Source organism: Pseudomonadota bacterium (assembly GCA_039028155.1).
Classification (GTDB): Bacteria; Pseudomonadota; Alphaproteobacteria; order SP197; family SP197; genus JANQGO01.
The window spans coordinates 1-22,236 of the sequence record JBCCIS010000033.1; the positions used below are offsets into that span (position 1 = coordinate 1).

Annotated in this window: 22 protein-coding genes, 1 tRNA gene and 1 pseudogene; 20 read left to right on the top strand and 4 right to left on the bottom strand. The window is 62.9% G+C overall.

What is annotated here, in order from left to right; translation table 11 throughout:
• The 15 genes and pseudogenes from AAF563_16630 to AAF563_16700 all read left to right on the top strand — a co-directional run.
• The coding region (locus tag AAF563_16630) for a hypothetical protein (GenBank protein MEM7122909.1) at positions 1 to 301 on the top strand (301 nt) is incomplete at its 5' end.
• A pseudogene (gene secY, locus AAF563_16635) lies at positions 298 to 1,575 on the top strand (preprotein translocase subunit SecY). The gene AAF563_16630 and the pseudogene secY, both read left to right, overlap by 4 nt.
• Positions 1,572 to 2,243, top strand: coding sequence for an adenylate kinase (locus tag AAF563_16640; GenBank protein ID MEM7122910.1), 672 nt, complete (start codon positions 1,572 to 1,574; stop codon positions 2,241 to 2,243). Before secY ends, AAF563_16640 begins: the two are co-directional and overlap by 4 nt.
• Before the next feature lie 90 nt (positions 2,244 to 2,333).
• The gene (rpsM, locus tag AAF563_16645) at positions 2,334 to 2,702 is read left to right on the top strand and encodes a 30S ribosomal protein S13 (GenBank protein ID MEM7122911.1); all 369 of its coding nucleotides are present in this window, start codon (positions 2,334 to 2,336) and stop codon (positions 2,700 to 2,702) included.
• Between the two features lie 8 nt (positions 2,703 to 2,710).
• Positions 2,711 to 3,100 carry a 30S ribosomal protein S11 gene (gene rpsK, locus AAF563_16650; protein MEM7122912.1) on the top strand — a complete coding sequence of 130 codons (390 nt, stop codon included), beginning with the start codon at positions 2,711 to 2,713 and terminating at the stop codon, positions 3,098 to 3,100.
• Between the two features lie 129 nt (positions 3,101 to 3,229).
• Complete coding sequence (locus tag AAF563_16655; protein MEM7122913.1) at positions 3,230 to 4,246, top strand: DNA-directed RNA polymerase subunit alpha; 1,017 nt, start codon at positions 3,230 to 3,232, stop codon at positions 4,244 to 4,246.
• A 30-nt stretch (positions 4,247 to 4,276) separates the two neighbouring features.
• Positions 4,277 to 4,705 carry a 50S ribosomal protein L17 gene (gene rplQ / locus AAF563_16660; protein MEM7122914.1) on the top strand — a complete coding sequence of 143 codons (429 nt, stop codon included), beginning with the start codon at positions 4,277 to 4,279 and terminating at the stop codon, positions 4,703 to 4,705.
• Between the two features lie 101 nt (positions 4,706 to 4,806).
• On the top strand, positions 4,807 to 6,108 hold the full coding sequence (locus AAF563_16665; protein ID MEM7122915.1) for a replication-associated recombination protein A: 1,302 nt from the start codon (positions 4,807 to 4,809) through the stop codon (positions 6,106 to 6,108).
• Between the two features lie 5 nt (positions 6,109 to 6,113).
• Positions 6,114 to 6,488 carry a fluoride efflux transporter CrcB gene (gene crcB, locus AAF563_16670; GenBank protein MEM7122916.1) on the top strand — a complete coding sequence of 125 codons (375 nt, stop codon included), beginning with the start codon at positions 6,114 to 6,116 and terminating at the stop codon, positions 6,486 to 6,488.
• Positions 6,485 to 7,456: an RluA family pseudouridine synthase gene (locus AAF563_16675; GenBank protein MEM7122917.1), complete on the top strand. Its 972-nt coding sequence runs from the start codon at positions 6,485 to 6,487 to the stop codon at positions 7,454 to 7,456. Before crcB ends, AAF563_16675 begins: the two co-directional genes overlap by 4 nt.
• Entirely contained in the window at positions 7,453 to 8,133 is a 681-nt protein-coding gene (locus AAF563_16680; protein MEM7122918.1) for an HAD-IA family hydrolase, read from the top strand. Before AAF563_16675 ends, AAF563_16680 begins: the two co-directional genes overlap by 4 nt.
• Positions 8,134 to 8,135: 2 nt before the next feature.
• Entirely contained in the window at positions 8,136 to 8,870 is a 735-nt protein-coding gene (locus AAF563_16685; protein MEM7122919.1) for an ATP12 family protein, read from the top strand.
• 40 nt (positions 8,871 to 8,910) lie between these two features.
• On the top strand, positions 8,911 to 10,443 hold the full coding sequence (locus AAF563_16690; protein ID MEM7122920.1) for an acyl-CoA carboxylase subunit beta: 1,533 nt from the start codon (positions 8,911 to 8,913) through the stop codon (positions 10,441 to 10,443).
• Between the two features lie 17 nt (positions 10,444 to 10,460).
• On the top strand, positions 10,461 to 12,449 hold the full coding sequence (locus AAF563_16695) for an acetyl/propionyl/methylcrotonyl-CoA carboxylase subunit alpha (protein MEM7122921.1): 1,989 nt from the start codon (positions 10,461 to 10,463) through the stop codon (positions 12,447 to 12,449).
• Positions 12,439 to 12,732, top strand: a complete 294-nt coding sequence (locus tag AAF563_16700) for an acylphosphatase (protein MEM7122922.1) — start codon at positions 12,439 to 12,441, stop codon at positions 12,730 to 12,732. Before AAF563_16695 ends, AAF563_16700 begins: the two co-directional genes overlap by 11 nt.
• Here AAF563_16700 and lipB read toward each other — a convergent pair.
• A complete protein-coding gene (gene lipB, locus AAF563_16705) occupies positions 12,718 to 13,383 on the bottom strand; it encodes a lipoyl(octanoyl) transferase LipB (protein MEM7122923.1) in 666 nt (221 codons plus the stop codon). The genes AAF563_16700 and lipB overlap by 15 nt on opposite strands.
• A 74-nt stretch (positions 13,384 to 13,457) precedes the next feature.
• Between lipB and AAF563_16710 the strand changes: the two genes are divergently transcribed.
• The 4 genes from AAF563_16710 (at position 13,458) to AAF563_16725 (ending at position 16,061) form a co-directional block, all read left to right on the top strand.
• A tRNA-Leu gene (locus tag AAF563_16710) sits at positions 13,458 to 13,543 on the top strand.
• 106 nt (positions 13,544 to 13,649) lie between these two features.
• Positions 13,650 to 15,050 (top strand): magnesium transporter, encoded by a 1,401-nt coding sequence (mgtE, locus tag AAF563_16715; GenBank protein ID MEM7122924.1) that lies wholly within the window; start codon positions 13,650 to 13,652, stop codon positions 15,048 to 15,050.
• Between the two features lie 12 nt (positions 15,051 to 15,062).
• Complete coding sequence (locus AAF563_16720; GenBank protein ID MEM7122925.1) at positions 15,063 to 15,449, top strand: RidA family protein; 387 nt, start codon at positions 15,063 to 15,065, stop codon at positions 15,447 to 15,449.
• A gap of 6 nt (positions 15,450 to 15,455) precedes the next feature.
• On the top strand, positions 15,456 to 16,061 hold the full coding sequence (locus AAF563_16725; protein MEM7122926.1) for a 2-hydroxychromene-2-carboxylate isomerase: 606 nt from the start codon (positions 15,456 to 15,458) through the stop codon (positions 16,059 to 16,061).
• 21 nt (positions 16,062 to 16,082) lie between these two features.
• Here the strand turns inward: AAF563_16725 and AAF563_16730 are convergent, their stop codons facing one another.
• From AAF563_16730 to AAF563_16740, 3 genes are all read right to left on the bottom strand, one after another.
• Positions 16,083 to 17,048, bottom strand: a complete 966-nt coding sequence (locus AAF563_16730; GenBank protein MEM7122927.1) for a threonine dehydratase — start codon at positions 17,046 to 17,048, stop codon at positions 16,083 to 16,085.
• 4 nt (positions 17,049 to 17,052) lie between these two features.
• The gene (locus tag AAF563_16735; protein ID MEM7122928.1) at positions 17,053 to 17,880 is read right to left on the bottom strand and encodes an MBL fold metallo-hydrolase; all 828 of its coding nucleotides are present in this window, start codon (positions 17,878 to 17,880) and stop codon (positions 17,053 to 17,055) included.
• Between the two features lie 227 nt (positions 17,881 to 18,107).
• Positions 18,108 to 18,833: a Crp/Fnr family transcriptional regulator gene (locus tag AAF563_16740; GenBank protein ID MEM7122929.1), complete on the bottom strand. Its 726-nt coding sequence runs from the start codon at positions 18,831 to 18,833 to the stop codon at positions 18,108 to 18,110.
• A 160-nt stretch (positions 18,834 to 18,993) separates the two neighbouring features.
• Here AAF563_16740 and putA point away from each other — a divergent pair, with 160 nt between their 5' ends.
• A complete protein-coding gene (gene putA / locus AAF563_16745; GenBank protein MEM7122930.1) occupies positions 18,994 to 22,191 on the top strand; it encodes a bifunctional proline dehydrogenase/L-glutamate gamma-semialdehyde dehydrogenase PutA in 3,198 nt (1,065 codons plus the stop codon).
• Positions 22,192 to 22,236 lie beyond the last annotated feature (45 nt).

Consider the following 22,236-nt stretch of genomic DNA (forward strand, 5'->3'; position numbering starts at 1 on the left):
AGACAACAATTCTGGAACTCCCAAAACGGGACCGGCCGCGTCCAGTGGCTTGTTCACTTTCGGCGGTGCAAAAGACATTGCAGCTCCTAAACCGTCGTCGACTCCATTCGCTTTTGGTCAAGATGCAAACAAGCAGCAGCCGTCTAGTGCCGGATTTGCCTTCGGAAAAACTGCCACAGACACAGCAGCACAGCCGTCATCCACATCATCAGGGAGCGCCTTCCAGTTCAGCGGAACGCCGGCCAAGACCGCGAGCTCCAGCTCGCCGTTCGCCTTCGGTTCTTCAGCGGCTGCTCCCTGAAAAAGCGCCTGTGGTTTACCCTGGGCGCTTTGATCATCTATCGCCTGGGCACCTATATTCCGATTCCCGGCATTGATCCGGCCATCCTGAACGACATCTTCCAGCAGCAGGCCGGCGGCGTGCTGTCGATGTTCAATATGTTCTCCGGCGGCGCGTTGGAGCGCATGACGATCTTCGCCTTGAACGTCATGCCCTATATCTCGGCCTCGATCATCATGCAGCTGATGACGACAGTGTCGCCTGCGCTGGAGCAGATGAAGAAGGAGGGCGAGTCCGGCCGCAAGAAGATGAACCAGTACACGCGCTACCTGACGGTGCTGCTGTGTATTGTCCAAGGGTACGGCATCGCGGTTGGCCTGGAGGCGATGCGCGGAAGCATGGGGTCTGCGGTCATCGATCCCGGCTATTTCTTCCGCTTCACGACGGTCGTGACGCTGGTCGGCGGCACGATGTTCCTGTTGTGGCTGGGCGAACAGATCACCCAGCGCGGTGTCGGCAACGGCGTCTCACTGATCATCTTCGCCGGCATCGTCGCGATGTTCCCGTCGGCGATCGCCCAGATCCTGGAGCTCGGTCGGATCGGCGCCATGTCGGCGTTCGCCATCATGGCGATCCTGGTCAGCCTGATCCTGCTGTTCGCCTTTATCGTCTTCATGGAGCGCGCGCAGCGGCGCATTATCGTCCAATATCCAAAACGCCAGGTCGGCAACCGGATGTTCAGCGGCGAGAGTTCGCATCTGCCGCTGAAGCTGAACACATCCGGCGTTATTCCGGTGATCTTCGCCAGCTCCATCCTGCTGATGCCGGTGACGCTGGCGAGTTTCTCCGCCGCCGGCGGGCCGGAGTGGCTGCAAGAGGCGACGCTTCTGCTGCGTCGCGGCGGGTGGATGTATCTCTCGCTCTATGCGGCGGGCATCATCTTTTTCTGTTTCTTCTATACGTCGATCGTCTTCAATCCGGCAGATACGGCGGACAACCTGAAGAAGCACGGCGGTTTCGTGCCGGGCATCCGGCCAGGCAAGAACACCGCGGAGTACCTGGACTACGTCCTGACCCGCCTGACCACGGTCGGCGCGATCTATCTGACCGCGGTCGCCGTGGTGCCGGAGTTCTTTATCGGCAACTCGGCGGTCCCGTTCCTGCTTGGCGGCACATCGTTGCTGATCACCGTAACGGTGGCGATGGACACGATCAGTCAGATCCAATCGCACCTTCTGGCCCACCAATACGAGGGCCTGATCAAAAAGGCCAAGCTGAAGGGGCGGCGGGGATGAAGCTGATCCTTTTGGGTCCGCCAGGCGCCGGTAAGGGGACCCAGGCGAAGCGTCTTGTCGAGGCCCACGGCATCCCCCAGCTTTCGACCGGCGACATGCTGCGCGCGGCGGTTGCCGAGGGTACCGAGATGGGCAAGATGGCCAAGGAGATCATGGATCGCGGCGAGCTGGTGTCCGACGACATCATTGTCGGCATGATTTCCGACCGCATCGACCAGCCCGACTGCGCCAACGGTTTCATTCTGGACGGCTTTCCCCGTTCCGAAGCCCAGGCCGAGGCGCTCGACCGAATGCTGGCCGAACGCGGTCTGGCGCTGGACTGCGTGATCGAGATGCAGGTCGACGACGAGGCCCTTGTCGAACGCCTGACGGGCCGCTTCACCTGTGCCAAGTGCGGCGCCGGGTATCACGACAAGTTTCAGCAACCAAAGATTGCGGACATCTGCGATGTTTGTGGCGGTAGCGAGTTCACGCGCCGCGCCGACGATAACGAGGAGACCCTGCGGTCACGCCTGACGGTCTACCACGGCCAGACCGCGCCACTTTTGCCGTATTATCAAGGGCATGGCGTGCTTTCTTCAGTCGACGGCATGGCCGATATCGACGATGTGACCCGCCAGATAGAGGCGGTTGTGAATTCGTGCGCGGAAGGCGGCGGCAATGATTGACTCGATGCCCGCGATGCCTATACTCCGCCGCGATCCCGGAAACCGGAGCGGTTTTGCCGGCTCTTTTGCTTTGCCTGAGGAGAGGTAACTTTGGCACGTATTGCTGGTGTCAATATTCCGACCAATAAACGCGTCGAGATTGCGCTGACCTACATCCACGGTATCGGTCGCACAACGGCGAAGCAGGTCTGTGCCAACGCGCAGATTCCCGATGCGCGCCGTGTCAACGAACTGACTGACGCCGAGGTCGCTCAGATCCGCGAGATCATCGATTCGAACCTGGTCGTCGAAGGCGATCTCAGGCGCGAAGTCGCCATGAACATCAAGCGTTTGATGGACATGGGCTGCAACCGTGGCATCCGCCACCGCAAGGGACTGCCGGTGCGCGGCCAGAACACCCACAACAATGCGCGAACCCGCAAGGGCAAGGCGCGGCCGATCGCCGGTAAGAAGAAGTAAGGATCGCCATGGCTCGGGAAGCAACACGCGTCAGGCGGCGCGAGCGCAAGAACATCACGTCGGGCGTGGCGCATGTGAACGCCTCGTTCAACAACACGACGGTCACCATCGCGGACGCCCAGGGCAACGCGATTTCGTGGTCGTCGGCCGGATCCATGGGCTTCAAGGGTTCGCGGAAGTCGACCCCCTATGCCGCCCAGATGGCCGCAGAAGACGCTGGCCGCAAGGCGATGGATCACGGCATGCAGACGCTTGAGGTGCGGGTCAAGGGCCCGGGCTCGGGCCGTGAGTCGGCGCTGCGCGCGCTGTCGGCGATCGGCTTCAACATCACGGCCATCCAGGACGTGACGCCGATCCCGCATAACGGCTGCCGCCCGCGCAAGCGCCGCCGCGTTTAGCACCGCTTAGGGTGCGCCGGCCGCAAGCGCGGTCGGACGCGACAACAGGATTACCGATGGCCGGGCGCTAAGCGTCTGGCCCATGCCGCCTCAAAAAGCGGCGCTACACAAATGAGGTCGTCTCTAGCGATGAACAGAAACTGGCAAGCATTGATCAAACCGAACAAGCTGCAGATCGAGCCTGGCATCGATGCCTCGCGTGAAGCGACCATCGTTGCGGAGCCTCTGGAGCGCGGGTTCGGCCTGACGCTGGGTAACGCGCTGCGCCGCGTTCTCCTGTCGTCGCTGCAGGGTGCGGCGGTGACGTCGATTCAGATCAACAACGTCCTGCATGAGTTCTCGTCGATCACCGGCGTGCATGAGGACGTGACCGACATCGTCTTGAACATCAAGGCAATGGCGCTTCGGATGTATTCCGAGGGGCCGAAGCGCATGTCGCTGAAGGCCAAGGGCCCGGGTGCCGTGACCGCGTCGATGATCGAGACCGGCCCGGATATCGAGATCATGGACCCCGACCATGTCATCTGCACGCTGGACGGCGATGCAGATCTGAACATGGAGTTCACGGTCGAGCTCGGCAAAGGTTATGTGCCGGCTGCCCAGAACCGTCCGGACGATGCGCCGATCGGTCTGATACCGGTCGACGCGATCTACAGCCCCGTGCGCAAGGTCGCCTACAAGGTCGAAAACAGCCGCGTTGGCCAGGTCACAGACTACGACAAGCTCTCGATGACCGTCGACACCAACGGCGCCGTCACGCCGGAAGATGCGGTCGCGCTCGCAGCACGCATCCTTCAGGACCAGCTCCAACTCTTTATCAATTTCGAAGAGCCTGAGGTCCGCGTCGAGCGTGAGGAAGCGGCCGAGCCTGAGTTCAATGCCAACCTGCTGCGCAAGGTTGACGAGCTCGAACTCTCGGTGCGATCGGCCAACTGCCTGAAGAACGACAACATCGTCTATATCGGTGATCTCGTGCAGAAGACCGAAGCGGAGATGCTGCGCACGCCGAACTTCGGCCGCAAGTCGCTGAACGAAATCAAGGACGTGCTCTCGCAGATGGGCCTGCATCTCGGCATGAAGATCCCGGACTGGCCGCCGGAAAACATCGAGGAGCTCGCCAAGAAGCTCGAGGACCCCTTTAACTGATTCGGCGCCGCCGGACTTCAGGAGACCGCCATGCGACACCGTAACGCCGGACGCAAGCTCAACCGCACCAGTGCCCATAGAAAGGCGCTGCTGATCAACATGGCCCAGGCGCTAGTCAAACACGAGCAGATCAAGACGACCCTGCCCAAGGCCAAGGAGCTCGCGCCCTATACCGAAAAGCTGATCACGCTCGCCAAGCGCGGCGATCTGCATGCCCGCCGTCAGGCCCATGCGAAGATCGGCGACGATGCCATGGTGGCAAAGCTGTTCGACGTCCTGGCGGAGCGTTATCAGGACCGCTCGGGCGGCTACACGCGCGTGCTGAAGGCCGGTTTCCGCTATGGCGACGACGCGCCGATGGCGATCATCGAACTGGTCGATCGCGACGAAGACGCCAAGGGTCAGGATTCCGGCCCGACCCAGTTCGACGACGACGAGGACGAAAACGTCGCCGCATAAGGCCGCGACCTTATTCGACGACCAACCAAAGGGCGGCTCTATGGCCGCCCTTTGTGTATGGACCGCTTCGGCTTGACGCCGAACCGCTCTAGACTGTCTCAATGGCGACGCTGTTCGAATCCCAGGCCCCAAGGCCGCTTGCCGACCGCTTGAGGCCGGAGACGCTTGAGCAGGTGGTCGGGCAGGACCATCTGCTCGATCCCGACGCGCCGCTCGGCCGCATGGTCGCCAAGGGCAGGCTCGTCTCGCTCATTCTGTGGGGCCCGCCGGGTTCGGGAAAGACCACCATTGCCCGTTTGCTCGCGGACAAGACCGATCTGGCGTTCGAACCGATCTCCGCCGTCTTTGCCGGCGTGGCCGATCTGCGCAAGGTCTTCGAGCGTGCTCGCGCGCGGCGCCAGGACGGCCGCGGGACCCTGTTGTTCGTCGACGAGATCCACCGTTTCAACAAGGCCCAGCAGGACGCGCTGCTGCCGTTCGTCGAGGACGGCACGGTGATACTGGTCGGCGCGACGACGGAGAACCCATCGTTTGAGGTGAACGCCGCGTTGACGTCGCGCTGTCAGGTTTTGGTTCTCAACCGCCTCGATAACGACGCCCTGGATGACCTTCTAAGCCGCGCCGAGGCCGACACCGGCAACACGCTGCCGTTGGACGGTGACGCGCGGGAAGCGCTGAAGGACATGGCCGATGGCGACGGTCGTTTCCTGCTCAACATGGCAGAGGAACTGCTGTCGCTTGAACCCGGCAAGACCATCGATCGCGGCCAGTTGGCCGATGTCGTCCAACGCCGCGTGCCCGTCTACGACAAGGCGGACGAGGGGCACTACAACCTGATCAGCGCGTTGCACAAGTCGGTGCGCGGCTCTGACCCCGACGCCTCGCTCTATTGGCTCGCGCGCATGCTCGACGCCGGCGAGGATCCGCTTTACGTCGCGCGCCGCATCGTGCGCATGGCGATCGAGGACATTGGTCTGGCTGACCCCCAGGCGCTCGCGCAGTGCATCGCCGCTAAAGACACTTACGATTTCCTTGGTTCTCCGGAAGGCGAACTGGCTTTGGCGCAGGCGGTGATTTATTGCGCGACGGCACCCAAGTCGAATGCCGGCTACAAGGCCTACAAAGCCGCTCGGCGCAGTGCCAAGGACCATGGCTCGCTGACGCCGCCCAAACACATCCTCAACGCGCCAACGAAGATGATGAAAGAGATGGGTTATGGCGCGAACTATGATTATGACCACGACGCGCCGGACGCCTTTTCCGGCCAGGATTACTTCCCCGACGAGATGACGCGCGAGCGTTACTACGTCCCGGTCGAACGCGGCTTTGAACGCGAGATCGCGAAACGCCTGGAGTACTGGGCGAAGCTGCGTGACAAACGCGGTGCCGGGGGCGACACGTGATCAAGATGCTGCTCCTGGTCGCGCTTGGCGGCGCGCTCGGCGCCGTCGGCCGCTACCTCACGGTTGCCGGCGTCGGTGCGGTAACGGGGCTTGGCTTTCCGTTCGGCACGCTTGTCGTCAACATCGTCGGCTCCTTTGTCTTGGGTGCCCTTGTCGAGAGTGCGTCGCTCGTCTGGTCGCCGTCACCTGAGCTTCGCGCCATGCTGGTCGTTGGCGTCCTCGGCGCCTATACGACCTTCTCGACGTTCTCTCTCGATGTCGTCCTACAGATTGAGCGCGGCAATTTCGTTGGCGCGGCACTCTACATTCTGCTGTCGGTAACGCTCTGTGTGCTCGCCCTTTATGGTGGCATGCGCTTGATGCGCCTCGTGCTGACATGACGCAGGTGCGCCATGTCACGGTCGCGCCGGGTGACGAACACATGCGCCTGGACCGTTGGTTTCACCGCGAGTTTCCGGCGGTCACACATGGTCACCTCGCAAAGCTGCTGCGCACGGGTCAGGTCCGGCTCGACGGCCGGCGTTGCAAGCCCGGCGATCGGCTTGTCGCCGGCCAGACCGTGCGCGTGCCGCCTTTGCCGGACGCGAAGGCCGCCGCGCCACGCCCCCAATCCGCGACGCCTGTTGATCGGCGCGAAGCCGAGGACCTGGCCGCACGCATTGTCTACCGCGACGATGATGTCATTGCGCTCGACAAACCTTCGGGACTGGCGGTGCAGGGTGGTTCCGGCACGAAGCGCCATCTGGACGGCATGCTTGATGCGCTGAAGTTCGGCGCGCCGGAGCGTCCTCGTCTGGTCCATCGTCTTGACCGCGATACCAGCGGGGTCATGCTGCTGGCACGCCATGCCGCCGCCGCACGCGAGCTTGGCGATCTTTTCAAGGGCCGGGAGACGGACAAGACCTATTGGTCGCTGGTCGCGGGCCGGCCGGATGCCGACGAAGGCCTGATTGACATGCCGCTTGCCAAACGGCCGGGCAGGGGCGGTGAGCGCATGCGCGTCGATGAAGAGGCGGGTCGCCGCGCGATCAGCCACTTTCGGGTTGTCGATAGCGCCGGCGATAAGGTGGCATGGCTTGCCTTGAGCCCGCTGACCGGGCGCACGCACCAACTGCGGGTGCATTGCGCGGCCATCGGTTGCCCCATCTTGGGCGACGGCAAGTATGGTGGCCGCGATGCCTTCCTCTCCGGCTTCGATCTTGCCAAGCGTGTTCACCTGCACGCCCGTGCGATTGCGATGCCGTGGCATGGCGGCGAGCTCAGGGTCGAAGCGCCGTTGCCGCGCGACCTCGTGAAGAGCTGGGCGCTCTTCGGCTTCGATCCGAACGCCGCCGCCGTTGCGCCATGAGCCGCCGTCTCGTTCTCTTCGATTGCGACGGTACGCTGGTCGACAGTCAGCATGTCATCCACGAGGCGATGTCGTTCGCCTTTCTTGATCACGGACTATCGCCGCTGCCGCGCCAAGACGTACGCCGCGTCATCGGACTGCCGCTCGATACGGCCATCGCGCAGCTGCATCCGGTGGGTTCATCCGACCAAGTCGCCGGATTGGCGCGAAGCTATAAGGAGGCGTTCGTACAATTGCGTCAGCGCGTCGGCCACCACGAGCCGCTGTTTGACGGTATGCGCGAGGTGATCGAGACTCTGGATGACCAGGGCGCGTTGCTCGGTATCGTCACCGGAAAGGGCAGTCAGGGTCTTGCGATGGTTCTGGCCCAGCACGATTTGACGGCCCGCTTTGTCACACTTCAGACAGCGGACACAGCACCGGGAAAACCCGATCCCGGCATGGTCAACCAGGCGATCGCCGAGACCGGCGCGCTGGCGGCAGATACCGTCGTTGTCGGCGATACGACCTTCGATATGGCGATGGCGGTTGCCGCCGGGGTGCCCGCGATCGGCGTAGCATGGGGCTATCATCCCTCCGATCATCTCATCGCGGCGGGGGCCCGGTGCATCGTCGATCATCCGACGGACCTGCACGGCGTCATCGACGATCTTATGGCTTCGGCCGCGACGGTCTAGCCATGGTGAAGCGCTTCTATGACATCGTCGCGTGGCGGCCTTGCGAGGGCGGGTTCGAAGTCACGCTTGATGAACGGCCGGTACACACGCCGGGGCGCGAGCGCATTGTCGTGCCCACCGAAGACTTGGCCGACGAGATTGCCGGTGAATGGCGTGGCCAGTCGGGCGACGTGATGCCGCAAACGATGCCGATCACCCGATTGGTGACCACCGCCATCGATCGGGTCGCCTTTCGCCGGGCCCAGGTCACGGCGGATCTCGCCGAGTTTGGCGCCAGCGATCTCGTCTGCTACCGCGCCGATGCGCCGGCGGAGCTGGTGGCGTTCCAGGCGCGCCATTGGCAGCCGCTCGTCGATTGGGCCCGCCGGCGCTATGGCGCGCAGATGTCGGTGACCAGCGGCATCATGCCCGTCGACCAGCCGACCGAGGCGGTTCACGCGCTTGCCGCTGCCCTGGAGCCACTGACCGACTTCGAACTGATGGCAGTCCATGCCGTTACCGTGGCAACCGGCTCGTTGATCGCCGGTTTGGCGGTGGTCGAGGGTGAAATTGCCGGCGAGGACGCCTGGCGGGCAGGCTTGGCTGATGAACACTACGCGGCCGAGGTGTGGGGCGAGGACGCGGAGGCCAAGGCGCGGCAGGATGCGTTGCGTGAGGAAATCGTCATGGCCGAGCGCCTGCTGTATCTGTTGGGGCGGTTGCCAGCGGTCAAACTTGCTGCGCCGCACAATGAATGATATCGAGGAATAACAAGGGTTTGGGTGAGGCGGGACGCCAATGAACGACATGATCCGGCAGCTTGAAGAGCGGCGCGAACAGGCACGCGCCGGCGGGGGCGAGCGGCGTGTTCAGGCCCAGCACGACAAAGGCAAGCTCTCCGCGCGCGAACGGATTGAGCTGCTGCTCGACGAAGGCTCATTCGAAGAATGGGATATGTTCGTCGAACATCGCTGCAGCGATTTCGGCATGACCGAGCAGAAGGTGCCGGGCGATGGCGTGGTCACCGGCTGGGGCACGGTCAACGGCCGTCTGGTCTTTGTCTTCAGTCAGGATTTCACGGTGTTCGGCGGTTCGCTGTCGGAGGCGCATGCGGAAAAAATCTGCAAGATCATGGACCGCGCGATGCAGGTCGGCGCGCCGGTCATCGGCATCAACGATTCCGGCGGCGCGCGCATTCAGGAAGGCGTGGCGTCGCTGGCCGGTTATGCCGAAGTCTTCCAGCGTAACGTCCTGGCATCGGGCGTCGTGCCGCAGATCTCCGTCATCATGGGCCCGTGCGCGGGCGGTGCCGTTTATTCGCCGGCGATGACCGACTTCATCTTCATGGTGAAAGACAGTGCTTACATGTTCGTCACCGGTCCCGACGTCGTGAAGACCGTGACCCATGAGATGGTGACCCATGAAGAGCTGGGCGGCGCCGTCACCCACACGACCCGGTCGGGCGTCGCGGATCTGGCCTTGGAGAACGATGTCGAGACGCTCGCCGAGCTGCGCCGTTTCCTCGACTTCCTGCCGGCGTCAAACCGTGAGAAGGCTCCGCATTGGCACACCGACGACCCGCTTGACCGGGCCGAAGCATCGCTCGACACGCTGGTGCCGGCCAACCCGAACAAGCCCTACGACATGAAGGAGCTGATCGAGAAGGTGGTCGACGAGGGCGACTTCTTTGAGCTCCAGCCGGGTTATGCCGGCAACATCGTGACGGGCTTCGGCCGCATCGACGGTCATACCATCGGCATTGTCGCCAACCAGCCGATGGTGCTTGCCGGCTGCCTCGACATCGACGCATCCAAGAAAGCCGCGCGCTTCGTGCGGTTCTGTGACTGTTTCAACATTCCGATCGTCACCTTCGTCGATGTGCCGGGTTTCCTGCCCGGCACCAGCCAGGAGCATGGCGGAATCATCAAGCACGGCGCCAAGCTGCTCTACGCCTATGCGGAAGCGACTGTGCCCAAGGTTACGGTCATCACCCGCAAGTCCTATGGCGGCGCCTACGTGGTCATGAGCTCCAAGCATCTGCGCGGTGACGTGAACTATGCCTGGCCGGCCGCCGAGGTCGCGGTGATGGGGTCGAAGGGTGCAGTCGAGATCATCTTCCGCGCCGAGTTGGACGATGCGGAGAAGATCGAGGCGCGGACCGAGGAGTACCGCGAGCGCTTCGCCAACCCGTTCTCGGCAGCCCGCCGCGGTTTCATTGACGACGTCATCATGCCGCGCAGCACCCGGCGCCGTGTCGGCACGGCGTTGCGCATGTTGCGCGACAAGGACTTAACAAATCCGTGGAAGAAACACGATAATATTCCTCTGTAGCAGGTAGTTAGGGCGGAATGTTCAAGAAGATTCTTATAGCCAATCGCGGCGAGATCGCCTGTCGGATTATCAAGACCTGCCGGCGCATGGGCATCCAGACGGTCGCCATCTATTCGGAGGCCGACGCCGATGCGCTGCACGTTCGGATGGCCGACGAGGCAGTGTTCATCGGTCCGCCGGCGCCTGCCGAGAGTTACCTGAAGATCGACCGTATCGTCGAGGTGATCCGCGAGACCGGCGCCGAAGCGGTGCATCCGGGTTTCGGCTTCTTGTCGGAAAACGGCGCCTTCGTCGAGGCTGTCGAGAAGGCCGACGCCGTCTTCATCGGTCCGCCCGCGGCCGCTGTCGCCGCCATGGGCGACAAGATCGAGTCCAAGAAGCTGGCGGAAAAGGCCAACGTCAACGTCATTCCCGGCCATATGGGCGAGATCGCCGACGCGGATGAGGCGCTCAAGATCGCCGAAACCATCGGGTACCCCGTCATGATCAAGGCCGCGGCCGGCGGCGGTGGCAAGGGCATGCGCGTCGCTGAGAGTGCTGAGGAGGCGCGGGAGGGTTTTCGCGCGGCGCGGTCGGAGGCCAAGGCCTCATTCGGCGACGACCGGGTGTTTCTGGAAAAGTTCATCGTCGAGCCACGCCATATCGAGATCCAGATCATGGCCGACGCGCACGGCAACATCGTCTATCTGGGCGAGCGCGAGTGTTCGATCCAGCGCCGTCATCAGAAGGTCGTTGAGGAGGCGCCGAGCCCGCTGCTCGATCCAAAGACGCGGCAGGCGATGGGCGAACAGGCGGTGGCCCTGGCGCGGGCTGTCGACTACCATTCGGCCGGCACGGTCGAGTTCGTGGCGGATGCGAACAAAAACTTCTATTTCCTTGAAATGAATACAAGATTGCAGGTGGAGCATCCGGTCACCGAGTTCGTGACCGGCCTTGACCTGGTCGAGCAGATGATCCGTGTCGCGGCGGGCGAAAAGCTGGCGTTCAGCCAGGACGATATCAAGCTGGACGGCTGGGCGATCGAGACCCGTGTCTATGCGGAGGATCCGCTGCGCGGTTTCCTGCCGTCGATCGGCAGGCTGACGCGGTATCGCCCACCGGAGGAATCCGCCCATGTCCGCATCGACAGCGGTGTGGAGGAGGGGTCGGAGGTCACGATGTTCTACGACCCCATGATCGCGAAGCTGGTGAGTTACGGCAGCGATCGGGCGGCGGCGATCGATACCATGAAGCGGTCGCTTGACGGCTTTCAGATTCGCGGCGTCAGCCACAACATCGGTTTCCTCTCGGCAATCATGCGCGAGGAGCGCTTTCGTGATGGCGCGCTGACGACGGGCTTCGTCACCGATGTCTGGCCCGATGGCTTCAGCGGCGCGGCGCTTGACCGCGAGACGCTGGAGAACCTTGTCGGCGTCGGTCTTCTGGCGCATTTGACGGTGCTTGATCGTGACCGCGAGATCTCCGGGCAGTTCGATGGCGTCCATTCTTTGGCCGATAACTGGGTCGTGCGCCTGGGCGTGGATCGCCATGCGGTGACGGCGGCGCTGGTCGAGGGCGGCATCGACGTCACGATGGATGGTCAAGAGATTGCCGTCCGTGGGCACTGGCGGCCCGGACACCGGCATTTCGATGGCATGGTGCAGGACCGCCCGGTCATCGTGCAGACTGACCGGCAGGGCACCCAGTGGAATCTATCCCATGCTGGCGTTGCCGAGCGCGTCGTCATCTTGAGTCAGCACGCCGACACGCTTCTGGAGCGCATGCCGTTCAAGGAGCCGGCCGATACGTCGCGCCTGCTGCTGTCGCCCATGCCGGGCATGGTCGTCGACATCCTGGTCGCCGAGGGCGAGGAGGTGAAGGCTGGCGCACCACTCGCGATCGTAGACGCCATGAAGATGGAGAATGTGCTGCACGCGGAGATCGACGGACGAGTCAAAGTGGTGAACGTCGCCAAGGGTGATTCGCTGGCGGTCGATCAGATCATTCTGGAGTTCGATGACGCTTGAGAGCGATCATCGCCAGGTTCGCGCGGTCGTCTCCGGCTGCGTGCAGGGCGTCTGGTACCGCGCCTGGACCGGCGAGGAGGCGAGCGATCTGGGGTTGAACGGCTGGGTGCGAAATCGTCGCGACGGGACGGTCGAGGCGGTTTTTGCCGGAACGCCTGACAGTGTCGAGCAGATGATCGCGCTTTGTCACGACGGCCCGCCGCTTGCCAAGGTCACGAACGTGGACGTTCGCGACGACGATAGCGCGATCGAATCCGGCTTTCTTCAGTTACCTACTGCGTGAGAACGCCAACGCGGCTTCTTGTCGGACCGGCATGGCCGCTTCGAAATTGGACTTCAGTGCCTCGTCGACCCCCGCCATATCGGCGTCGACGCCAAGGGCACTCAGTGACGTCACGCCGTGACCTTGGATGCCGCAGGGAATGATGCCGCGAAAGTGGTCGAGATCGGGGTCGACATTGATGGCGATGCCGTGGAACGACACCCAGCGGCGCACCCGGATGCCGATGGCGGCAATCTTGTCTTCGCCACCCGGCCGGCGGACCCAGACACCGACCCGATCGTCCCGTGTTTCGCCGGTGACGCCGAAGTCGGCGAGGGTGGCAATGAGCCATGTCTCCAGCCCGCGCACGAAAGCCTTCAGGTCGCCGCCGCGGGCCTTTAGATCCAGCATGACATAGGCAACCCGCTGTCCGGGGCCGTGATAGGTGTAGCGGCCGCCGCGGCCGGTCCGGTAGACCGGAAAATCGCCGGAATCCAGAAGTTCGCTGGCGTCGGCGCTGGTGCCGGCCGTATAGAGCGGCGGGTGTTCGACCAGCCAGACGGTCTCTGGCGCTTCACCGGCGCGAATCGCCGCCGCCCGCTCCTCCATGAAGCTGATGGCGTCCGGATAAGCGACGGGCGCCTCGCTCAACTGCCATAAAACACCTGACATGCCGGTTCCGTCTTTGTTTGCGGCCCTTGCGGGCCCCTATGAATCTAGCTATAGGAACGTCGATTACCAGATCTGCGGTCGTGGCGGAATTGGTAGACGCGCAGCGTTGAGGGCGCTGTGGGCTTAGCCCGTGGAAGTTCGAGTCTTCTCGACCGCACCAGTTTCCTGAAAAAGACCCGTCGCCTTGCGGCGGGTCTTTTTCGTTGGCGCACATCGGTCCGCCCCTGGTGATGCCATCCCGCAGGCTAACACTCTAGACTGGGTGTATGATGAATGAGCAGTCGGCGCCAAGCACCACCGAAACCGCGTCAGACGTCCACGACCTCTACGGTCTGACGCCCGAGCTGTTACACGCCATATTGGAGTCGCTCAGCGGCGATGACGCCAACCGGTTGGAAGCGCTGATCGTCCCGCTGCATCCCGCCGATGTCGCCGATTTGCTGGAGCAGATCACCGCGCACCAGCGCCGCCAGGTGCTCGACGCGCTGCGCCCGGAGTTTGATCCGGAGGTGTTGGCGCACCTGGATGAATCGGTCCTTGAGGACGTCGTCGAGATCCTGGGTACCGACGATGTTGCCCACATGGTGGAACAGCTTGAGACCGACGATGCCGTCGATGTTCTCGAGGATCTCGACCAGGACCTCCAGGACGAGGTCTTGGCGGCGGTGCCGTTCGCATCGCGCCGCGCTGTTGAGGAAGGTCTCACTTTTCCGGAGGACAGCGCCGGGCGCCTGATGCGCCGCGACGTCGTTGCCGTGCCGATGTTCTGGAACATCGGTCAGACCATCGACTACCTGCGCGCAAGCGACGATCTGCCGGACGATTTCTATGATGTCTTTATCGTCGATCCGCAGCACAAGCCGCTGGGCTCGGTACCGGTCAGCCGGATCCTGCGAAACCGCCGCGAAACCCGCTTGCAAAACCTGGTTGAGGACGCCGAGCCGACGACCGTCAACGCAGACACTGACCAGGAAGAGGTCGCCTATGTCTTTCAGCAATATGGTCTGAGCGAGATGGCGGTGACCGATAACGATGGCCGGCTGCTCGGCGCGATCACCTTTGACGACGTCGTCGATGTTATCAGCGAGGTGACGGAAGAGGACACGCTGCGCCTTGGCGGTGTGGCGCAGGCCGACCTGAACGATGAGATTGTCACGACAACGCGCAAGCGTTTCCTGTGGCTTTTTGTCAACCTTGGCACCGCCGTGTTGGCGTCTTTCGTGATCGGGATCTTCGAAGGCACGCTGGAGCGGTTTGTGGCGCTCGCCGTTTTGATGCCGATCGTCGCGTCGATGGGCGGCAACGCCGGCACCCAGACGATGACTGTTGCCGTGCGTGCATTGGCGACTCGCGACCTGACGCGGGCCAACGCGCTGCGTGTTGTCGGCAAGGAGGTTGTCGTCGGGTTGTTGAACGGCCTGTTGTTCGCGGTGTTGGTCGGGCTGGTCGCCTGGCAGTGGTTTCAGGAACCGATGCTGGGCGTTGTCATCGGTATTGCCATGGTGGTGAACCTGCTGGTCGCCGGCATGGCGGGTGCGCTGATCCCGATCGGGCTGAACGCAATCAAGGTCGATCCGGCCGTCTCCGCCGGCGTGTTTCTGACCACCGTGACCGATGTCGTCGGTTTCTTTGTTTTCCTGGCCTTGGGTGCGGCCATCCTGCTCTGATCGGAGGACACCATGCGGCGAAAGATCTATTCCGGTTCCGCCTTCGAGGAACTGGCCGGCTATGCCCGGGCGGTTGTCGACGACGACTGGATTTTCGTTTCAGGCACGACCGGGTACGATTACGCGACCGGCGACATCTCGCCTGATGCGGTCGAGCAAACGCGCCAGTGTTTCCGCAACATCTCCGAAGCGTTGGAGCGGGCGGGATCGTCGCTTGCCGATGTCGTCCGTGTCGTTATCTATATCGTCGAGCAGGACGACTTCGAGGCCATCGCTCGTGTGGTCGGCGAGCACTTCCGTGATATCAGACCAGCCAACACGACCGTCATCTGCGCCTTGACCAAGCCGGAGATGAAGGTCGAGATCGAAGTGACCGCGCGCCGCCAAACAACCGGTTAGGACCTCATGACAAAAGCCATCGATTTCTATTTCGACTTCAGCTCGCCCTACGGCTATCTCGCGACCGCGCGCATTGGTGACATCGCCGCCAAACACAGCCGAACGGTCTCGTGGCGGCCGACGCTGCTCGGTATCGCCTTTCAGAAGACCGGTCAGTCGCCGCTGATCAGCCAGCCGGTTCGGGGCCCTTACTTCAAGCACGACCTCGAACGTATGGCGCGTGACTACGCCATGCCGTTCGTGTGGCCGGAGAACTTTCCGTTTCACTCGGTCGCGGCAAGCCGTGCGTTCTATTGGCTCGATGACCAGGACAGTGACCTTGCGGTTCGCTTTGCCCGCCACGTGTTTCAGAACTACTGGGGCGAAGGCCGCGACGTTGCCAAACCGCAACAGCTGGCGGATGCGACCTGCGACGCGCTCGGTATCGACGTCGAGGCCTTGCTGGCCGCTCTGGCCGATGATGCGGTCAAGGATCGGTTGCGTGTCGAAGTCGAAAAGGCGTTGGATAAGGGCATTTTCGGTTCGCCCATGTTCGATATCGACGGCGAACTGTTTTGGGGCTGCGACAAGTTCGGTGAGATCGACCGTTGGCTCGCCACCGGCGGATGGTAACCCTTTGAAATAGAATGAAAGTCAGGCGTCTGCTTCACCGCTAAGTGCCTTGAGGTAAAGCGCACGGTCGATGTTGCCGCCGGAGAGGACAATCGCGACACGCTTGCCGCGCATTCCGTCTGACTCGCTCATCAGGCCGGCAAGCGCGACCGCGCCGGCGCCTTCGGCCATGTTGTGGGTATCGCTGGCGAGGTCGCGCATGGCCGCCATGATCGCGTTATCGGAAACCGTGATGATGCGTTCGGCGCCACGCCGGATGATGGCGAGCGCGTCGTCGTTCGGGACGCGGCAGGCGACACCGTCGGCCATCGTATCGGCGCTGTTGGTGGCGATGGCCTCGCCGGCTTCGAACGACAGCGCATAGGTTGCCGCTTTCTCGGACACGACGCCGACGATCTTTGTTTTGAAACCGAGCGCATCGCGCGCGCGAATGGCGCCGCAGATGCCCGAACCCAGACCTATCGGTACATAGAACGTGTCGATATCGTCGACGGCGTCGAAGAGTTCGAGACTGTAACTCGCGACACCGGATACGAGGTCGTCGTGGAATGACGGCACGAGGTGCAGGGCGCGCCGTTCGGCCTCGGCAAGTGTGAACTCATAGGCCGCCTGAAAGTCGTGACCATTCTCGATCAGCTCGGCGCCCAGCGCCTGCATGGCGGCGTTCTTTTCCGACGAGTTGCCTTCCGGCACGACAATGGTGGCGGACAATCCGCAGTGCCGTGCGGCGAAGGCGACGCTTTGTCCATGGTTGCCGCGGGTCGCTGAGATGACACCGGTCACGTCAGGTTCGCGTTCGCGCAACCGGTCCATGTAGACGAGGCCACCGCGCAGCTTGAAGGCGCCGATCGGTGTGTGGTTCTCGTGCTTGACCCAGACTTCGGTACCGGCCCGCGCGTTCAGCAGGGGCCACGAATGCTGCAATGTCGGTTGAACGGTCTGGTGAACCAGTGCCGCGGCGCCGCGCAAACTCTCCAGCACTGCCATTGGATCAGGCAAGCTCGATACGCATGTGCTCCCTGGCGACAAAGGCCTGTGGCCACATGACTTTTGCCTTGGTCTCGACCCGGCGCATGAAACGGTCCTCATGATCGGGATCGTGGTGGAAGATGGCGAGACTCTTAACGTTGGCGGCCTTGCATAGCCTGATGCCTTCCTGCCATGTTGAATGGCCCCAGCCGATCTTTGCGGGGAACTCCTTGTCGGTATAGGTGGAGTCGTAGACGACGAGGTCAGCGCCTTCGATTAAGCCGAGGACATTTTGGTCGGGTTGGCCGATCACGTGTTCGGTGTCGGTCACGTAACAAAACGACTTGCCCTTGTAATTGACGCGATAACCGGTCGCGCCGTTGGGGTGGTTAAGCGCTGCCGTCTGAATGTCGATATTGTTGGCCCGGCCCAGTTTGAAGCTGTCGCCGGCCTTGAAGTCAGCAAACTCCTTGGCGGCGGTCATGGCTTCAAGCGGGACGGGGAAGTAGGGACTTTGCATCTGATCGGCAAAGACGTGCTCGATCGTGGCGTTCTGCAGGTGGCCAGCCAGCACCGTGAAATGACAATCGGGATGGAAAGCCGGCGTGAAGAACGGAAAGCCGTTGATGTGGTCCCAGTGGGTGTGGGAGAGCAGGATCGTCGCGTCGCGTACGTCCTTGCGCAAAAGCCAATGGCCAAGGCCGCGGATACCGGTGCCCGCGTCCATAATGACGCGTTCGCCACCACAGGCGACCTCGATGCAGCTCGTGTTGCCGCCGAACGCGATGTGATTGGGCGACGGACAAGCGATGCTGCCACGAACCCCCCAGAACTTGATCTTGAACGACATTAGGCCTTGTCCCGTATGGCGTCGGCTTCGACGACCATGATGCCTTCCTGGACTGCCATCCGGCCTAGCGCCCGGGCTGGCACAACCGGGCCGCCTGACCGGTTGCTGGACATTCCAACGGGAAGGACGGGGCCGCTCGATACACCGTCTCCAGGTTAGAGTGTGACGCATTCGTGACGCCGACGGTATGACGAATGTCACTCATCACACTGGGTCCGGAGAGGCGCCTAGCGCGCGATTGCCGCAGATCGCTCTGCATCCAGGGATTCGGCAAGTTCCTCAAGGCGCTGCTTATCTTGGATATAGAGCACCTTGTCGCGTTTTTCGACGATACCGTCCTGGGTCAAATGGCTGACCACCCGGGCGACCGTCTCGCGGGTTGTGCTGGCGCGACCGGCGATCTCCTTGTGGGCCGGCATCGGGTAGATGACCCAGAAACCGGCGCCGGCTGCATCGGGCTTGCACATGCGCAAGAGCTCCAGATAGACGCGCTGAACGGCGCCTAGCGTGCTCAGGTCCATGATCCGGTCGTCGCAGGTCCTGACGATCTTGGCCAGGCGGCGCACCACGGTTTGCAGCACCGATGGGTGCCGGCTCATCAGATCGAGGAAGGCGCTGGGCGACATCATCGCTACCTGGGCCGCCTTGACCGCGACCACGGTGGCCGATCGCGGCTCGCCGTCGATCGCGGCGAGCTCGCCGAAATAGCCACCGGTGTCGACGATGGCGTAGGCGACCTCACGGCCGGACCGCGAATAATTGACTATTCTGACCGCGCCATCGGCGACCAGAAATACGTCGCGGTTGTCGCTGGCGCGGTCCATGATCTGTTCGCCGGCCTTGTAATTGCGCCAGCGGACGTTCTTTTCGAGCGCCTTGATTTCGTCCTCCGAGAGCTCGGAGAGCAGTTCGATGCCTGTCAAACCGCGATTTTTGGTTGTCGGCTCGACCACGTTGATCCCCCAATCGCCGGCTATTCCGGCGTAGATAGTAGCAAACCCAAGGCATCGGGTGCAAAAGTAGTCAGAATATGGCAACGGATGGCGTCACTTACCAGCATTGACCCGCAGCCGGCTCCAGGGTCGGCGTGAACCAAGCCAAGAGGTCAAGTCATTGGACAACGCGCAAAGCCGGCAAAGTACGACAGGGGTTGAGACCGACCCGCTTGTCTTTTCGCAGCAACCAGCACCCTATGACAACCTGCGTCATCGGCTGAATGCCGCCTATCGCGAGGACGAGGCGGCCGCCGTCGACGGTCTGCTCGAACTGGCGACGTTCGATGAAGCGACCCGGCGCAGAATCCGGCGTCGCGCCCGCGAGCTGGTCGCTCATGTCCGGGCCCGTCGCCAGCAGACCGGCGGCATCGACGCTTTCATGAGCGAATATGACCTGTCGAGCCAGGAAGGCATCGTCTTGATGTGCATGGCTGAGGCGCTGCTGCGAATTCCCGATGCAGACACCGCCGATAAGCTGATTCGCGACAAGATTTCGGTCGCCAACTGGGAAGAGCACCTTGGCGGCAGCGATTCTCTGTTCGTCAACGCATCGACCTGGGGCTTGTTGCTGACCGGGCGCGTGGTCAACCTGGACCGCACCTGGCGCGACGACATCGCCCGCAACATCGGCAAGCTGATCACCCGCGCCGGTGAGCCGATCATCCGCCAGGCGATGACACAGGCCATGCGCATCATGGGCCGTCAGTTCGTCATGGGGCGCACCATCGACGAAGCGTTGGAGCGCGCGCGTGACTCGGAGAACCGCGGCTATCGCCACTCCTATGACATGCTGGGCGAGGCGGCCCGCACCATGGCCGATGCCGATGGCTATATGGCGGCGTATGAAAAAGCGATCGTGCGCGTCGGTGCATCGACCAACGAACAGGATGAATTCGCCAAGCCGAGCATATCGGTGAAACTGTCGGCGCTGCATCCCCGTTACGAACTCGCCCAGGCCGACCGCATCATGGCGGAGCTCGCGCCGCGTCTGTTGGAACTCTCGCGCCTGGCTCGCCAGAACGGCATCGCGTTGACCGTCGATGCGGAGGAGGCCGACCGGCTGGACCTGTCACTTGACGTCTTCGCCTGGGTCGCGGCCGATGACAGCCTGAAGGACTGGGACGGTCTGGGCCTGGCGGTACAGGCCTATCAAAAACGCGCGATCCACCTGATCGATTGGCTCGCGCAACTGGCCACCGATCAGAGGCGTCGTCTGCCGATACGCCTGGTAAAAGGCGCCTACTGGGATACGGAGATCAAGCGGACGCAAGAGCAGGGGCTGGATGGCTATCCCGTGTTCACCCGCAAACCCAGCACCGATGTCTCCTATATCGCCTGCGCAACGAAGCTGCTGGGGCAGCCTAAGGTGTTCTATCCACAGTTCGCGACGCACAATGCACAGTCGCTCGCCACGATCCTGACGCTTGCCGAGGGACGCCGTGACTTCGAGTTTCAGCGGCTTCACGGTATGGGCGAGGCGCTCTACGAAGAGATCATCGGCGACGACAAGCTTGGCTTGAGTTGCCGTGTCTATGCGCCGGTCGGCAGCCACGAACATCTGCTGGCTTACTTGGTTCGACGGCTATTGGAGAACGGCGCGAACACCTCCTTCGTCAACCGCATTGTTGATGACGATTTGCCGCTGGATATCATGGTCGTCGATCCGGCCGACCAGGTGCGCCATGCCGAGCCGCGCGCGCATCCGGCGATACCCTTGCCGGCGGATCTGTTCGGGCCTGAGCGAAAGAACGCGCGGGGCATCGACCTGGCTGACCGCGAAGTCCTGGTGACGTTGGCGCGCGACATGGAAGCGGCCGCTGCCAGACCATTCAGCGCCGCCCCGATAGTCAACGGTCGCGCGGTTCAAGGCGCCGAACGTGTCATCACGGACCCCGCAGATCGCCGTCGCGATGTCGGCACTGTCGTCGATTCGTCCGAGGCTGATATGGAGGCTGCCTTGGCGAGCGCCCATAAGGCCGCGCCCGGTTGGTCCGCGACACCGGCCGACGAGCGGGCGGCGTGCCTGGAACGTGCAGCCGATTTGCTGGAAGCCAACATGGCCGAGGCAATGGCGATCGCCGCGCGCGAAGCCGGCAAGACGCTGGTCGACGGCGTTGCCGAGGTGCGCGAGGCCGTCGACTTCTGCCGCTACTATGCGCAACGCGCCAGAATGGATTTCAGCGGCGACGCGGTGCTGCCCGGACCGACCGGCGAACGCAATGTCATCCGCCTTGCTGGGCGCGGCGTCTTCCTGTGTATCGCGCCGTGGAACTTTCCGCTCGCGATCTTCACCGGCCAGGTGAGTGCCGCCCTTGCCGCCGGCAACGCGGTGCTGGCCAAGCCGGCGGAGCAGACGTCGGTCATGGGTGCCTTCGCCGTACGTCTGCTGCATCAGGCCGGCATCCCCACGGACGTCCTGCATCTGCTGCCCGGAGACGGCGCGGCGATCGGCGGTCGGCTTGTCGGCGACAGCCGCATTGCCGGCGTGTGCTTCACCGGGTCAACGGAGACGGCCCATATCATCAACCGCACGCTCGCCGAACGTGACGGCCCAATCGTGCCGTTGATCGCGGAGACCGGCGGTCAGAACGCGATGCTTGTCGATTCAAGCGCGCTGCCCGAGCAGGTTGTCGCCGATGTCATACGCTCGGCCGTCAACAGCGCGGGCCAGCGTTGTTCGGCGCTGCGCGTCCTGTTCGTGCAGCGCGACGTCGCCGACCATGTCATCACAATGCTAACCGGCGCCATGGAGGAACTGCAGATCGGCGACCCCGGTCTGATCGCCACCGATGTCGGGCCGGTCATCGATGATGAGGCCAAAGCGATGTTGGAGGCCCATGCCGAACGTATGGACCGTGAGGCCAGGCTGCTGTTCCGCGCGACACTGCCGCAAGCATGCAGCCACGGCACGTTCGTCGCGCCCCGGGCCTACGAAATCGGATCGCTGGACCGACTTCAGCGCGAGGTGTTCGGTCCCATTCTGCACGTCGTGCGGTTTGCTTCCGATGACCTGGACAAGGTGATCGACGCGGTGAACGGCACCGGCTACGGCCTGACGCTCGGCATCCATACGCGCATCGACGAAACCGCGCGCCACATCGTGGAGCGCGCCCGCGTCGGCAACATCTATGTCAACCGCAACATGATCGGCGCCATCGTCGGGTCGCAGCCGTTTGGCGGCGAGGGCTTGTCGGGGACCGGACCTAAAGCCGGCGGTCCGCATTACCTCCACCGTTTCGCAACCGAACGCGTCGTCTCGACCGATACGACGGCGGCCGGTGGCAATGCGGCCCTAATGACGCTGGAAGAAGGCTAGGGCGCTTCCCATCTAGCCAGCATCGCCAGCCCACTTCCCCGCACG

Bases quoted from the DNA above. Each gene is read 5' to 3' on its own strand.
- AAF563_16640 (MEM7122910.1), top strand. From the start codon at position 1,572: ATGAAGCTGATCCTTTTGGGTCCGCCAGGCGCCGGTAAGGGGACCCAG.
- rpsK (MEM7122912.1), top strand. From the start codon at position 2,711: ATGGCTCGGGAAGCAACACGCGTCAGGCGGCGCGAGCGCAAGAACATC.
- AAF563_16655 (MEM7122913.1), top strand. From the start codon at position 3,230: ATGAACAGAAACTGGCAAGCATTGATCAAACCGAACAAGCTGCAGATC.
- rplQ (MEM7122914.1), top strand. From the start codon at position 4,277: ATGCGACACCGTAACGCCGGACGCAAGCTCAACCGCACCAGTGCCCAT.
- AAF563_16665 (MEM7122915.1), top strand. From the start codon at position 4,807: ATGGCGACGCTGTTCGAATCCCAGGCCCCAAGGCCGCTTGCCGACCGC.
- crcB (MEM7122916.1), top strand. From the start codon at position 6,114: ATGCTGCTCCTGGTCGCGCTTGGCGGCGCGCTCGGCGCCGTCGGCCGC.
- AAF563_16675 (MEM7122917.1), top strand. From the start codon at position 6,485: ATGACGCAGGTGCGCCATGTCACGGTCGCGCCGGGTGACGAACACATG.
- AAF563_16680 (MEM7122918.1), top strand. From the start codon at position 7,453: ATGAGCCGCCGTCTCGTTCTCTTCGATTGCGACGGTACGCTGGTCGAC.
- AAF563_16685 (MEM7122919.1), top strand. From the start codon at position 8,136: ATGGTGAAGCGCTTCTATGACATCGTCGCGTGGCGGCCTTGCGAGGGC.
- AAF563_16690 (MEM7122920.1), top strand. From the start codon at position 8,911: ATGAACGACATGATCCGGCAGCTTGAAGAGCGGCGCGAACAGGCACGC.
- AAF563_16695 (MEM7122921.1), top strand. From the start codon at position 10,461: ATGTTCAAGAAGATTCTTATAGCCAATCGCGGCGAGATCGCCTGTCGG.
- AAF563_16700 (MEM7122922.1), top strand. From the start codon at position 12,439: ATGACGCTTGAGAGCGATCATCGCCAGGTTCGCGCGGTCGTCTCCGGC.
- lipB (MEM7122923.1), bottom strand. From the start codon at position 13,383: ATGTCAGGTGTTTTATGGCAGTTGAGCGAGGCGCCCGTCGCTTATCCG.
- mgtE (MEM7122924.1), top strand. From the start codon at position 13,650: ATGATGAATGAGCAGTCGGCGCCAAGCACCACCGAAACCGCGTCAGAC.
- AAF563_16720 (MEM7122925.1), top strand. From the start codon at position 15,063: ATGCGGCGAAAGATCTATTCCGGTTCCGCCTTCGAGGAACTGGCCGGC.
- AAF563_16725 (MEM7122926.1), top strand. From the start codon at position 15,456: ATGACAAAAGCCATCGATTTCTATTTCGACTTCAGCTCGCCCTACGGC.
- AAF563_16730 (MEM7122927.1), bottom strand. From the start codon at position 17,048: ATGGCAGTGCTGGAGAGTTTGCGCGGCGCCGCGGCACTGGTTCACCAG.
- AAF563_16735 (MEM7122928.1), bottom strand. From the start codon at position 17,880: ATGTCGTTCAAGATCAAGTTCTGGGGGGTTCGTGGCAGCATCGCTTGT.